The sequence below is a fragment of the Rhodococcus sp. (in: high G+C Gram-positive bacteria) genome, assembly GCF_049299235.1.
In the GTDB taxonomy this organism is placed as follows: Bacteria; Actinomycetota; Actinomycetes; order Mycobacteriales; family Mycobacteriaceae; genus Rhodococcus.
Genome location: NZ_JBAQXC010000268.1, coordinates 25,770 through 38,527 on the forward strand (window position 1 = coordinate 25,770; position 12,758 = coordinate 38,527).

Here is a 12,758-nt window from a genome sequence, read left to right on the forward strand (position 1 = left end):
GCCGACACCGCCTCGCGCGATATGGGTGGACGGCCCGAATTCGCCGTAAGGTCCTGACCGTCCCACTCCGGCAGACCCCCTTCTGACCGATCCCTCCGAAAGGATCCGAATGAGAGCCCGATATGTGAGTGTTGCCGCAGCGGTGTTGTCCACCGCGGCGATCTTCGTGACCACGCCCGGCGTCGCCGGTGCCGCCGCGACCGCGGACGTCGTCCCGGGACGGGCACGGGTGATTGTGACCGTGCACGGTGTTCCGGTCCATCCGGAAAGCTGCCGGGTCGATCCCGACAGGGACGGCCACACCCAGAGCCTGCCGCTGGAACCGTCGGGCCGGATGGTCGCGCACAATGTGACGCCCGGTTCGAGGCACGTGCTGGTGTGGTGCCCGGACGGCGGCGTCATCTTCGACGGATTCGTCGAGGTCCTGCCGGCCGATCCGGTGGCCGACGTCATCGACACGGTGTTCCGCACCGCGGGCAGCAGCGACCGGGTCACCGATCCGACGCTGCGATAGCCGAGACGAGCGGTGTCCGCCCTGCCCCGATACCGGGAAGGACGGGCACCGCTCGTGTCGTGTCGTGCGTATCAGGCGTCGAGACGCTCGATGATGGTGACATTGGCGGTGCCGCCACCCTCGCAGATGGTGAGCAGGCCGTAGCGGCCGCCGGTGCGCTCGAGTTCGTTGAGCAGGGTCGCCATCAGCTTGGTGCCGGTCGCGCCGAGCGGGTGACCGAGGGCGATGGCGCCGCCGTTGACGTTGACCTTCGCCGGATCGGCGCCGATCTCCTTGATCCACGCGAGCACGACGGGCGCGAACGCCTCGTTGATCTCGACGAGGTCGATGTCGTCGATGGTCAGGCCGGTCTTCGCGAGCGCGTGCTGGGTCGCCGGGATCGGTGCCGACAGCATGAAGATCGGGTCGTCGCCGCGGGCGCTCATGTGGTGGATGCGGGCACGAGGCTTCAGCCCGTGTTTCGCGACGGCCTCACCGGACGCGAGCAGCAGGGCGCTGGCGCCGTCGGAGATCTGGCTGGCGACGGCAGCGGTCATCTTGCCGCCCTCGACGAGCACGTTCAGCCCGGCCATCTTCTCCAGGCTCGTCTCACGCGGACCCTCGTCGACGGTCGCGTCCCCGAGCGGAACGATTTCGTTGTCGAAGCGACCTGCCGCGATCGCGGCCTTCGCACGCTCGTGGCTCTGCAACGCCCACTTCTCGAGGTCCTCGCGGCTGATGTCCCACTTGTCGGCGATCATCTCGGCGCCCTTGAACTGGGACACCTCCTGGTTGCCGTACCGCTCGGTCCAGCCTTTCGACTCGGCCGTGGGGGTGGAGAATCCGAACTGGTCGCCGACGATCATGGCCGCCGAGATCGGGATCTGGCTCATGTTCTGGACGCCGCCCGCGACGATCAGGTCGGCGGTGCCGGCGAGGATCGCCTGCGCGCCGAACTGGATGGCCTGCTGGCTCGAACCGCACTGACGGTCGACCGTCACACCCGGCACGTGCTGCGGCAGTCCCGCTGCCAGCCACGACATGCGGGCGATGTTGCCCGCCTGCCCGCCGACGGCGTCGACGCAGCCGAACACGACATCGTCGACGTCGGACGGATCGATGCCGGTGCGCTCCACCAGCGCCTTGATGATGTGCGCGCCCAGGTCGATCGGGTGGACGCCGGCCAGACCACCGTTCTTCTTGCCGATCGGAGTACGCACCGCATCGACGATGTAAGCCTCGGTCATGTTTGCTCCTATGCGGATTCGGGTCCCGACAGGCCGTCGAGGACGATGCTGAGGTACTGCTGTGCCACGTGGTCAGCGGTGATTGTTCCGCCCGGTCGGTACCAGCGCACCGCGACCCACACGGTGTCGCGCAGGAACCGGAAGGCGAGTTCGACGTCGACGTCGGGGCGGAAACTTCCGTCCTCGACACCACGGTCGATGACACCGACCCACAGGTCGCGGAATTCGGTGTTGAGTTCGGCGATGTACGCGAAACGCTCGTTGCCGACGAGGTGCTTCGCCTCGTCCTGGTAGATCGCGACCGCGGCGTGGGACTTGTCGATCGACTCGTACGAGGCGGTGATGAGCGACTCGAGGGTCGCGCGGGAGCCGAGGCCTGCAGCGACGATCTTGCGGTAGCGGCCGAACAGGTCGTCGAGGAATCCCCGGAGGATCTCGTCGACCATCGACTCCTTCGAATCGAAGTGGTGATAGAGACTTCCCGACAGGATTCCGGCCGCGTCGGCGATGTCGCGGACAGTGGTCGCGCGGACGCCGCGCGAGGCGAACAAGCCTGCGGCGATGTCGAGCAGTTCGGTGCGGCGTCCGGACTTTCCAGCGGTGTCGTCACGGGGTGGAGTCATAGGCACATCCTTTCGCGGCCGTGTGCCTTTTGGGCTCTTGGGGAGGCCCAAAAGGCACACGGGCGGTTCACGCCCGCTGTGACGAAATCGAGACGACCTCGCCGGTGAGGTACGTGGTGTAGTCGCTGGCGAGCATGGCGATGGTTGCGGCGATTTCCCACACCTCCGCGGCCCGCCCGAATGCTTCACCTGCCGCGAGTCGGTCGAGCAGTTCCTCGCTGGTGACCTTCGCGAGGAACGCGTGCCGTGCGATGGACGGGGCCACAGCGTTGATACGCACGCCGTATTCGGCGGCTTCGATGGCGGAGCAGCGGGTCAATGCCATGACACCGGCCTTCGCGGCCGCGTAGTGCGCCTGTGAATGCTGGGCACGCCAGCCGAGCACCGAGGCGTTGTTCACGAGGACGCCGTTGTGCTCGACCGACTTGAAGTAGCGCAGTGCCGCGCGGGTGGCTCGGAACGTGCTGGTGAGGGTGATGTCAAGGACACGATCCCACTGCTCGTCGGTCATGTCGACGACGGGGGTTTCACCCCCGAGACCGGCGTTGTTGACCAGCACGTCGATACGGCCGAGTTGGTCCGCGGCACCCGCGATCAGGGCGTCGACCTGCTCGGTGGACGAGACATCGCACACGATCGAGGTGACCTGCTGCTCCGGGAACTCGGCGGCCAGCTTCTCGACGGTCTCCGCGAGACGCCGTTCGTGGAAGTCGGACACGAGCACGTCGCCGCCTTCGAGCAGCGCGCGTCGCGCGGTCGCGAAGCCGATGCCGGTGCCCGCGGCGGCGGTCACGACGACCTTCTTGCCTGCGAGCAGGCCGTGGCCGGGGGTTTCGACGGGAACTTCGGCAAGGGGTGAGGTGGTCACGGGCGTGCCTCTCGGGGAAGGCCGAGCACCCGCTCGGCGATGATGTTGCGCTGGATTTCGTTGGATCCGCCGTAGATGGTGTCGGCGCGGGTGAACAGGAACAGCCGCTGCCATTCGGCGAGTTCGAGGTGTTCGGGGTCGGTGATCACGGACGGGACGCCGGCATGATCGCGGTCCGGGCCGACGAGCGAGGCGGCGCCCTGCACATCCATCGCGAGTTTGCCGAGGTCCCGATGCCAGTTGGCCCAGAACAACTTCTGAACCGATGCCTGGCCCGGGTCTGCGTTGTCGAGAGTGCGGACGGCATGGGCGCGCATGACGCGCAGGCCGATCCTGGCTCGAGTGATGCGTTCACGGATGTGCGGGTCCTTCATCGCACCGGACGCTTGCGCGAGGTCGACGACACCGTCCAGTTCGCGGGCGAATCCGATCTGCTGGCCGAGGGTGGACACGCCACGCTCGAAGGTCAGCAGTGCCATCGCGACCTTCCATCCGTCGCCGGGCGCGCCGACCACGAGGTCGGCGGCGGTGACCGCGTCGTCGAAGAACACCTCGTTGAATTCGGAGGTGCCGGTGAGCTGCTGGATGGGCCGGACGGTGACACCGGGCTGATCCAGCGGTACGAGCAGGAAGCTCAGTCCCTGATGGCGGGTCGAGCCCGCCTCGGTGCGGCACACCACGAACGCCCACTGTGCGACGTGCGCGAGGGACGTCCACACCTTCTGGCCGTTGATCACCCACTTGTCGCCGTCGAGGCGCGCGGTGGTCGAGACGTTGGCGAGGTCGGATCCGGCGCCGGGTTCCGAGTAGCCCTGGGCCCACAGTTCGGTCACGTTGCGGATGCCGGGCAGGAATCGCTTCTTCTGATCGTCGGTTCCGAACGCGATGAGCGTCGGTCCGAGCAACTCCTCACCGAGGTGATTGACCCGGGCGGGCGCGTTCGCCTCGGCGTACTGCTGATGGAAGATCACCTGCTGTTCGAGGGTGGCGCCGCGTCCGCCGTGCTCGGTCTGCCACCCGATGCAGGTCCATCCGGCGGCGGCCAGATGCCTGTCCCAGGCGAGCCGCTGCTCGAAGAATTCGTGCTCGCTTCCGGGGCCGCCCTTGCCTCTGAGCTCGGCGAATTCGCCGGTCAGGTTCTCGTCGAGCCACCCGCGGACGGTGGCCGCGAACTCTGCGTTCTCGGGACTCTCGCTCTGATCCACGTCTGTACGATAACCTACCAAGCAATTGCTAGGTAGGGAGCTCAGTGACCGCACATCCGAGAACCACGCCCGCCGCCCTGGACCGCGCCGTCGGCAGCCACGCCGACCGGCCCGCCATCGCCGACGGCGACCACCGACTGACCTTCGCACAATTGCGCGACCAGGTCCGGGACTTCGCCGCCGCGCTCGTCGCCAGTGGCGTCGAACCGGGAGCCCGCGTCGTCCTGTGGACCCCGAACACATACCACTGGATCGTCGCCGCCCTCGGTACGCACTGGGCCGGCGGCGTCCTCGTCCCCGTCAACACGCGCTACACCGGCGCCGAGGCCGCCGACATCGTCGAACGCGTGCACGCCGCGGCGCTCGTCGTCGCCGGTGATTTTCTCGGCGCCGACCGCTACACCCAACTGCGGACTGCCGCACCGGAGCTACACATCCCACTCGTCGTTCGGGTTCCGCTGGGCGGCAACGACAATCCCACGGACGACATGCAGGACTGGGACGATTTCCTCGCCCACGCGACCGATCCGGCGCGCGTCGAAGCCGACGCGAGGGCCGCCGCCGTGGAACCCGACGACATCTCCGACATCCTGTTCACCTCGGGCACCACCGGCCGCAGCAAGGGCGTGCTCAGCGCGCACCGGCAGACACTCGGGGTCGCGCACGGCTGGGTCGAGTGCGCCGAGCTGACCGAGAACGACAACTACCTGATCATCAACCCGTTCTTCCACACGTTCGGATACAAGGCCGGCATCGTCACGTGCCTGCTGGCAGGCGCGACCATCATCCCGATGGCCGTGTTCGACGTGGAGAAGGTCATGGCGATGGTCTCGACCGAGCAGATCAGTGTGCTGCCGGGCGCACCGACGATCTACCAGAACATCCTCGATCATCCCCGCCGCGGCGACTACAACCTGAGCAATCTGCGTCTCGCCGTCACCGGTGCCGCCCCGGTGCCAGTCTCCCTCGTCGAACGCATGCAGAACGAACTGAGCTTCGACGCGGTGATCACCGCGTACGGCCAGACCGAAGCGGTCGTCGCAACGATGTGCCGCACCGACGACGACCCCGTCACCGTGTCCACCTCGTCCGGACGCGCGACCGCAGACTTCGAGGTCCGCATCGGCGACCACGGCGAGATTCTGCTGCGCGGCCCCAACCTGATGCTCGGCTACCTCGACGATCCCGAGGCGACCGCCAAGACGATCGACGCCGACGGCTGGCTGCACACCGGCGATGTGGGCACCCTCGACGAGCGCGGATACCTCGACATCACCGACCGTCTCAAGGACATGTACATCAGCAACGGGTTCAATGTGTACCCCGCCGAGATCGAGGCGGCATTGCTTCGTCTTCCTGGCGTCAGCGAGGTCGCCGTGATCGGTGTACCCGACGAACGCGCCGGCGAGGTCGGTTACGCCGTCGTCGCCACCCTCGACGGCCACGAGCTGACCGAGGACGACGTCCTGGCGTACGCCAAGGAAAACCTCGCCAACTTCAAACGTCCCCGGTCGGTACTGTTCGTCGATCACCTGCCCCGCAATGCATCCGGCAAGGTCCTGAAGAACGAGCTGCGTGAGGAGCAGTCATGACAGTCCCATTCGAGCCCGATGTCGTCACCTACGAAGTCCGTGACGGTGTCGCGATCGTCACTCTCAACCGCCCGGACTACCGGAACGCGCAGAACTCGGTGATGACCTACGCTCTCGACGCCGCGTTCGAGAAGGCCGTCCAGGACGACGACGTGAAGGTGATCGTCCTCGCCGGCAACGGCAAGCACTTCTCGGCCGGCCACGACCTGGGCACCCCGGGACGCGACCATCACGTGCACTACGACAACAAGGCCGTCATGTGGTGGGACCACGTCGACAAGCCGGGTGGCGACCAGCGGTACGCCCGCGAGATGGAGGTCTACCTCGGGATGTGCCGCCGCTGGCGGGAGATCCCCAAGCCCACCATCGCGTCGGTGCAGGGCGCCTGCATCGCCGGTGGCCTGATGCTCGCGTGGGTGTGCGACCTGATCGTCGCATCCGAGGACGCGTTCTTCTCCGATCCCGTGGTGCGCATGGGCATTCCGGGCGTCGAATATTTCGCGCATCCCTGGATTCTCGGGACCCGGTTCGCGAAGGAAATCCTCTACACCGGTGACCGATTCGGCGCGCAACGCGCGTACGAGGTCGGCATGGTCAGCCGGGTGGTGCCGCGCGAGGACCTCGAATCCGAAACCCTCGCCCTCGCCGGACGCATCGCCGAGATGCCGCGCTTCGGCCTGGCACTGACCAAGCGTGCCGTCAACCAGTGTGAGGACCAGATGGGTATGCGCAACGGTATGGACTCGGTGTTCGGCCTGCACCACTTCGCGCATTCCTACAACGCCGAGGTCGGTACCGATTCGCTCGGCGGCATGAACGCCAAGTCGATGGCCGCGAGCGCACGCCCGGTCGAAGGGAGCAAGTAGTGGACCTCGAACTCGACCCCGGGACCGTCGCCTTCCGCGACGAGGTACGGGCGTTCCTCGCCGAGAACGTCCCGAAGACCCCGCTGAAGTCGATGGACACCGCGGAGGGCTTCGAAGAGCATCGCGAGTGGGAACGCACGCTCGCCGACGCCCGACTGTCGGTCGTCTCCTGGCCTGAATCGCTCGGTGGCCGCGATGCCACCCTCGAGCAGTGGGTGGTGTTCGAGGAGGAGTACTACCGCTCGGGCGCACCCGGACGGGTCAGCCAGAACGGCATCTTCCTGCTCGCCCCCACCCTGTTCGAGCACGCGAAGCCCGAGCAACTCGCCCGCATCATGCCGCGCATGTCCCGCTCCGACGACATCTGGGCGCAGGCCTGGTCCGAACCGGAGTCCGGCAGCGACCTCGCGTCGCTGCGCTCGACCGCCACCAAGGTCGACGGCGGCTGGCTGCTCAACGGCCAGAAGACGTGGAGTTCACGCGCGTCGTTCGCGGACATGGGCTTCGGCCTGTTCCGCTCCGACCCGGAAGCGCAGCGGCACAAGGGAATCACGTACTACATGTTCGATCTGCGCGCCGACGGCGTGACGGTCCGCCCGATCGACCAGCTCGACGGTGAGCCCGGTTTCGCCGAGATCTTCCTCGAGAACGTGTTCGTCCCGGACGATCCGGCGAACCCCGGCGAGTCCGGCGTGATCGGTGAGGTCAACGCAGGCTGGCGCGTCGCGATGAGTACCGCCTCCAACGAGCGTGGGCTGTCGCTGCGCTCCCCCGGCCGCTTCCTCGCCGCCACCGACCGACTCCTCGACCTGTACAAGGAATCGCCGCGGCACGGCGACAGCGCGCTGATCGGCAAGGTCGCCGACGCCTGGATCGGCTCGCGCGCCTACGAACTGTCCACGTGGGGCACCGTCACCCGCCTCGCGAACGGCGGGCAACTCGGCGCCGAATCGTCGATCAACAAGGTGTTCTGGTCCGAGTGGGACATCGCCACCCACGAGACGGCCCTCGAACTGCAGGGCCCCTACGCGGAGGTCGTCGACGGCTGGACCGACGGCTACCTGTTCTCGCTGTCGGGACCGATCTACGCCGGTACCAACGAAATCCAGAAGAACGTCATCGCCGAGCGACTGCTCGGCCTCCCGAAGGGCGACCGATGAGATTCGCACTCGATGAGTCCCACGAGGACTTCGCGTCGAGCATCGACGCGCTCCTCACCAAGTCCGACATGCCCGCCGTCATCCGGGCCTGGAACACCGGAGACACCGCCGCCGGCCTGAAGGTGTGGCAGCGCCTCGCCGAGACGGGCGTCAACGGACTGCTCGTGCCCGAGGAGCACGACGGTCTCGGCGCCGACGCCGTCGACCTCGTCGTCGCCGTCGAACAACTCGGCCGTCACGCCGTGCCCGGCCCGGTTGTCGAAACCATCGCCGTCGCACCGGCATTGCTCGGTGCGGTTGCCCCGGACCGACTCGCTGCGCTCGCGGCCGGTTCCCTCGCGACCGTCGCGGCGGCGCCACACACCCCGTTCGCGGTCGACGCCGACGTCGCCGACCTCGTGCTCACCGTCTCCGGCGGTACCGTCTCGACCGGCACCGCCGGTGAGCAGCACGAGTCGGTGGATCTGGCGCGGCACCTGTTCGAGGTAACCGCCGCAGAAGCCCTCGGCACCACCGCATTCGACGCCGCCTTCGATCTCGGCGCCCTCGCCACCGCCGCCCAACTGCAGGGACTCGGGAAAACCCTGCTCGACACCACCGTCGAATACGCGCAGCAGCGCAAGCAGTTCGGTCGCGTCATCGGCTCCTTCCAGGCGATCAAGCATCACCTGGCCGAGGTCGCGGTGGCCCTCGAGATGGCCCGACCACTGTTGCACGGAGCGGCTCTCGCCGTCCGCGACGGCCTGCCCACCGCGTCGCGCGACGTGTCGGCCGCGAAGGTCGCGTGCGGCGACGCCGCCTACCTCGCCGCACGGGTCGCGCTGCAGGTACACGGCGCCATCGGCTACACCCAGGAACACGACCTGTCGTTGTGGATCACGAAAACCCGCGCGCTCGTCACCGCCTGGGGCACACCGGATGTCCATCGAACCCGCATCGTCGCGGCCCTCGAGAGCGGGGTGACGTTATGACGTTCGAGACGGAAGACCGCGCCGCACTGCGCGAATCGGTGCGCAGCCTCCTGGCGAAGCACTCCGATTCCGCGGCCGTCCGCAAGGCCATCGACACCGCCGACGGCTACGACCCCGAACTGTGGTCGCGGCTCGTCGAGCAGGTCGGTGTCGCGGCGCTGGCGATCCCCGAGGAGTACGACGGTGTCGGTGCGTCGCTCGCCGAAACTCACGTGGTGCTCGAAGAACTGGGCCGGACCCTGACGCCGTCGCCGATGCTCGGTTCCGCGGTGCTCGCCGCGCAGGCGCTGCTGCTGTCGGGTGACACCGACGCGTGTAGCCGGCTGCTGCCGGGTATCGCGGCCGGCGAGATCACCGCGGTCTGCTGGGCATCCGAGTCCGGTTGGAATACGCCGGGTGCGACTGCCACTGGCGACTCACTCACCGGCACAGCGCATTACGTACTCGGCGGAGATGTCGCGACCACCCTCCTCGTCGTCGCTGCCGACGGCACGGGCGTGGCACTGTTCGAGGTGGACCCGGCCGCCGACGGCGTCGAGCGTCGCCGGGTGCCCGCCATGGATCCGACGCGGTCGCTGGCGCGGGTGTCGTTCACCGGTGTTACCGGCCGTCGCCTGTCCGCACCGGACGATCTGCTCGCACGGTTGACGACAGTTGCGCTCATCGCGCTGTCGGCCGAGCAGGTGGGCGCGGCGCAGGCCGCGCTGGATCTGACCGTCGAATACGCGAAGAACCGCAAGCAGTTCGGTCGCGTCATCGGCTCGTTCCAGGCGCTCAAGCACCGCATGGCCGACATGTACGCACTGGTCGAGACCGCACGGTCGATGTCGTACGCGGCGGCACTGTCGCAGGATCCGCAGGATGCCTACGCGGCGAAGATCTACTGCTCCGAGGCGTTCGAGCAGGTCGCGTCGGAGACCGTGCAGCTGCACGGTGGTATCGCGATCACGTGGGAACACGACGCGCAGCTGTTCTTCAAGCGCGCCCACGGCACCGCGCAACTGTTCGGGCAGCCGCGCGACTATCTCCTCGCGGTCACCGCCTGACCGCGGGTACCCTCCCTCGGGTGCATCTTCTCGGTCCCGCGACGCTCCCGCCCGATCGCCCCTGCCGCATCGTCGCGGCGGGGGCGTCGGGTTCCGGGAAGACGACCCTCGCCGCCCGGATCGGAGAAGCGCTCAATATCCCTCACATCGAGATCGACGCACTGCACCACGGACCGAACTGGACGCCACAGCCGTCGTTCGTCGACGACGTCGAGGACTTCACCGCGAAGCCGCACTGGGTGACGGAGTGGCAGTACACAGTGACGCGGCCTCTGCTGGCAGACCGGGCCGATCTGATGGTGTGGCTCGATCTCCCTCGCTCCGTCGTGATGCGACAGGTGATCCGCCGGACACTGTGGCGCCGGATTCGCCACGAGGTGCTGTGGAACGGCAACGTCGAGCCGCCACTGTACACACTGTTCACCCGTCGCGAGAACATCATCCGCTGGTCGTGGTCGACACACGGCCTGTTTCCGGCGCGTATCCGCGAGGCCCTCGATCGGCGTCCTGACCTTCCGGTCGTACGGTTGACGAGTCGTCGTGAGGTCGACGACTGGGCAGCGCGCCTGCACCACCGGTGATCGCCGGTCGTCTATGTCCGTCGTACGCGACGGTGACCCGACGCCGACTCTGAGCGGCCGACTCTGAGCGAACGGCACTGCCGTTCGATACTGATCGCGCGAAGGTACCGTTCGCTCGGGGACTTCCACTCATCCCGATGAAGCGCGGCGTCAGCGATCACTTGTCGATCTTGAATATGACCGCTATTGTAATTTCGATCTTGGGGGATAGATCGACCAAACGGGGGACACAAACGTCATGCACATGATGCGCGCAAGTACACTGCTGTCTCTGATCGCCACAATAGCCGTGAGCTCTGCGATCAACGCAAGTATCGCCAGCGCCGAAACACGAAGCGTGTGTGCACCTTCGGGAAAGTGCGTGACTACAAACAACTACTGTTACCCCGATGATGGCTGCGGCCAACGTCTTTACCAGGAAATCAGCAGAAATAATTACTGTTCACCATCCGTGGGATGCGTGACGTTCAACGGACGGAATTATCGCTATATCGGTGGTCCTGAAACAACGCCCGCGCAGCGCCTCGCAGCCCAGAAATGTGCGGCGTCACTGGGCGTGACATGGCTGGGCGCGATTGCATCCGGCGGCGCGGGCCTTACAATTCTCGGTGCCGGCGTATCGTTGTGGGGGTGCGGATAGTGAATTCGGTCGTCAAGTTCATGGTCGGTCGTCAGATCGGGTTCGGAACAGGAATCTTCCTGGCGGCGATCTTCGGCACCCTGTGCGCCTGGTTCGTTGCGACAGATTCAGCAGGACCGGGTATCGCTTTCGGAGCAATCGGCGTCTGCTGGCTGACTGTGGCACTAATCAGTCGGGCCAACGCTCGTCGAGAAGCAGGGACATCACCAAGCAAGTAGGCCCGGCAGCGACCGATAACTGTCACCACTCCACCCCAACTCGGAGCGAACGGTACATTCGTCTTCTGCAATCGATCGGATGTACCGTTCGCTCGAGGTCCGGGCGGGCCGGGGAGTAGCTAGCCTCGTATACATGAGTACTCCCGCCGTCACACTGAACTCCGGAACCACCATCCCGCAGCTCGGGCTCGGGGTGTGGCAGGCCACCAACGACGAGACCGAGCATGCCGTACGCTTCGCGATCGACGAGGCCGGCTACCGGCACATCGACACCGCGGCCGCGTACGGCAACGAGGAAGGCGTCGGTCGCGCGCTCGCGGGCACCACCGTTCCGCGCGAGGACATCTTCGTCACCACAAAACTGTGGAACGCCGACCAGGGATACGAGCCGGCGCTGACGGCGTTCGACGCGAGCCTGTCGAAGCTCGGCACCGACTACGTCGACCTGTATCTGATCCACTGGCCGCTGCAGGACAACGACCGACTGCTGCGCACGTGGGACGCACTGGAGAAGATCGCCGAGTCCGGTCGCGCGAAGGCCGTCGGCGTGTGCAATTTCGAGCCGCACCACCTGCGGTTGCTCGCCGACCGTGGTGGCCTGCTGCCCGCCGTCGACCAGGTCGAACTGCATCCGCATCTGGCACAGACACACATTCGTGCCGCTGCCGCCGAGCTGGGTGTCGCCGTCGAGTCGTGGAGTCCACTCGGCGGTACCAGCGGGTCCGGTTGGGGTCCGGCATCCAAACCGAACACGTTGCTCACCGATCCGATCGTCACCCGTATCGCCGACCGGCACAGCAAGACACCGGCGCAAATTCTGATCCGGTGGCACCTGCAGAACGGGTTGATCGTCATCCCGAAGTCCGTGCACGACGATCGGATCGCCCAGAACATCGCTGTATTCGACTTCGACCTGTCCGAGCTGGATCTGAGCGAGATCGCGACCCTCGACGACGGTACCCGGGTCGGCATACACCCGGACGACATGAATCTCGGCGCACCGTAAGGCCTTGCGTTCGCGGCACCCGAACCCAATAGTGGAACATGTTCTCGTTCAAGTTCGAGTGTTCCACGAGCCCCGGGAAGGCAGCCATGAGCGACACCACGAGCACGCATCTCGTACCTGACTTAGGACATTTCGCTTAGTGCCCCGTTTCGAGGTCGATTCTGGCCAGGATTTCGCGTTGAGCTGGGGGTATCTCGGGTGGGAAGTCTTCGGTGACGCCGTTGATGGCGATGGTGGAGGTC

12 protein-coding genes are annotated in these 12,758 nt (G+C 66.5%); 8 read left to right on the top strand and 4 right to left on the bottom strand.

Translation table 11 applies throughout. The features are described 5' to 3' along the window. Nucleotides 1–109: 109 nt before the first annotated feature. Complete coding sequence (locus WAX14_RS15760; protein WP_422628990.1) at nt 110–514, top strand: hypothetical protein; 405 nt, start codon at nt 110–112, stop codon at nt 512–514. A 71-nt stretch (nt 515–585) separates the two neighbouring features. Here the strand turns inward: WAX14_RS15760 and WAX14_RS15765 are convergent, their stop codons facing one another. From WAX14_RS15765 to WAX14_RS15780, 4 genes are all read right to left on the bottom strand, one after another. Then, entirely contained in the window at nt 586–1,740 is a 1,155-nt protein-coding gene (locus WAX14_RS15765; protein WP_422628991.1) for an acetyl-CoA C-acetyltransferase, read from the bottom strand. Nucleotides 1,741–1,748: 8 nt separating this feature from the next. Further along, nucleotides 1,749–2,363 (bottom strand): TetR/AcrR family transcriptional regulator, encoded by a 615-nt coding sequence (locus WAX14_RS15770; RefSeq protein WP_422628992.1) that lies wholly within the window; start codon nt 2,361–2,363, stop codon nt 1,749–1,751. A 67-nt stretch (nt 2,364–2,430) separates the two neighbouring features. Then, on the bottom strand, nt 2,431–3,231 hold the full coding sequence (locus WAX14_RS15775) for an SDR family oxidoreductase (RefSeq protein WP_422628993.1): 801 nt from the start codon (nt 3,229–3,231) through the stop codon (nt 2,431–2,433). After that, nucleotides 3,228–4,436, bottom strand: coding sequence for an acyl-CoA dehydrogenase family protein (locus WAX14_RS15780; protein ID WP_422628994.1), 1,209 nt, complete (start codon nt 4,434–4,436; stop codon nt 3,228–3,230). Before WAX14_RS15780 ends, WAX14_RS15775 begins: the two co-directional genes overlap by 4 nt. Before the next feature lie 44 nt (nt 4,437–4,480). On the opposite strand from WAX14_RS15780, the gene WAX14_RS15785 reads away from it, so the two are divergent. The 7 genes from WAX14_RS15785 (at nt 4,481) to WAX14_RS15815 (ending at nt 12,516) form a co-directional block, all read left to right on the top strand. Further along, nucleotides 4,481–6,028, top strand: a complete 1,548-nt coding sequence (locus tag WAX14_RS15785) for a FadD3 family acyl-CoA ligase (RefSeq protein WP_422628995.1) — start codon at nt 4,481–4,483, stop codon at nt 6,026–6,028. Next, nucleotides 6,025–6,894, top strand: a complete 870-nt coding sequence (locus WAX14_RS15790; RefSeq protein WP_422628996.1) for an enoyl-CoA hydratase — start codon at nt 6,025–6,027, stop codon at nt 6,892–6,894. Before WAX14_RS15785 ends, WAX14_RS15790 begins: the two co-directional genes overlap by 4 nt. After that, nucleotides 6,894–8,054 (top strand): acyl-CoA dehydrogenase family protein, encoded by a 1,161-nt coding sequence (locus WAX14_RS15795; protein ID WP_422628997.1) that lies wholly within the window; start codon nt 6,894–6,896, stop codon nt 8,052–8,054. The genes WAX14_RS15790 and WAX14_RS15795 overlap by 1 nt, the downstream gene beginning before the upstream one ends. Next, nucleotides 8,051–9,025: an acyl-CoA dehydrogenase family protein gene (locus tag WAX14_RS15800; protein WP_422628998.1), complete on the top strand. Its 975-nt coding sequence runs from the start codon at nt 8,051–8,053 to the stop codon at nt 9,023–9,025. Before WAX14_RS15795 ends, WAX14_RS15800 begins: the two co-directional genes overlap by 4 nt. Beyond that, nucleotides 9,022–10,071 (top strand): acyl-CoA dehydrogenase family protein, encoded by a 1,050-nt coding sequence (locus WAX14_RS15805; RefSeq protein WP_422628999.1) that lies wholly within the window; start codon nt 9,022–9,024, stop codon nt 10,069–10,071. The genes WAX14_RS15800 and WAX14_RS15805 overlap by 4 nt, the downstream gene beginning before the upstream one ends. A gap of 20 nt (nt 10,072–10,091) precedes the next feature. Further along, nucleotides 10,092–10,652, top strand: a complete 561-nt coding sequence (locus tag WAX14_RS15810) for an AAA family ATPase (protein WP_422629000.1) — start codon at nt 10,092–10,094, stop codon at nt 10,650–10,652. Nucleotides 10,653–11,643: 991 nt separating this feature from the next. Beyond that, on the top strand, nt 11,644–12,516 hold the full coding sequence (locus WAX14_RS15815) for an aldo/keto reductase (RefSeq protein ID WP_422629001.1): 873 nt from the start codon (nt 11,644–11,646) through the stop codon (nt 12,514–12,516). The last annotated feature ends 242 nt before the right edge of the window (nt 12,517–12,758 follow it).

What these genes read in the sequence shown, in the direction of transcription:
- WAX14_RS15770 (WP_422628992.1), bottom strand. Translation starts at nt 2,363, where the DNA reads ATGACTCCACCCCGTGACGACACCGCTGGAAAGTCCGGACGCCGCACC.
- WAX14_RS15800 (WP_422628998.1), top strand. Translation starts at nt 8,051, where the DNA reads ATGAGATTCGCACTCGATGAGTCCCACGAGGACTTCGCGTCGAGCATC.
- WAX14_RS15760 (WP_422628990.1), top strand. Translation starts at nt 110, where the DNA reads ATGAGAGCCCGATATGTGAGTGTTGCCGCAGCGGTGTTGTCCACCGCG.
- WAX14_RS15805 (WP_422628999.1), top strand. Translation starts at nt 9,022, where the DNA reads ATGACGTTCGAGACGGAAGACCGCGCCGCACTGCGCGAATCGGTGCGC.
- WAX14_RS15815 (WP_422629001.1), top strand. Translation starts at nt 11,644, where the DNA reads ATGAGTACTCCCGCCGTCACACTGAACTCCGGAACCACCATCCCGCAG.
- WAX14_RS15765 (WP_422628991.1), bottom strand. Translation starts at nt 1,740, where the DNA reads ATGACCGAGGCTTACATCGTCGATGCGGTGCGTACTCCGATCGGCAAG.
- WAX14_RS15790 (WP_422628996.1), top strand. Translation starts at nt 6,025, where the DNA reads ATGACAGTCCCATTCGAGCCCGATGTCGTCACCTACGAAGTCCGTGAC.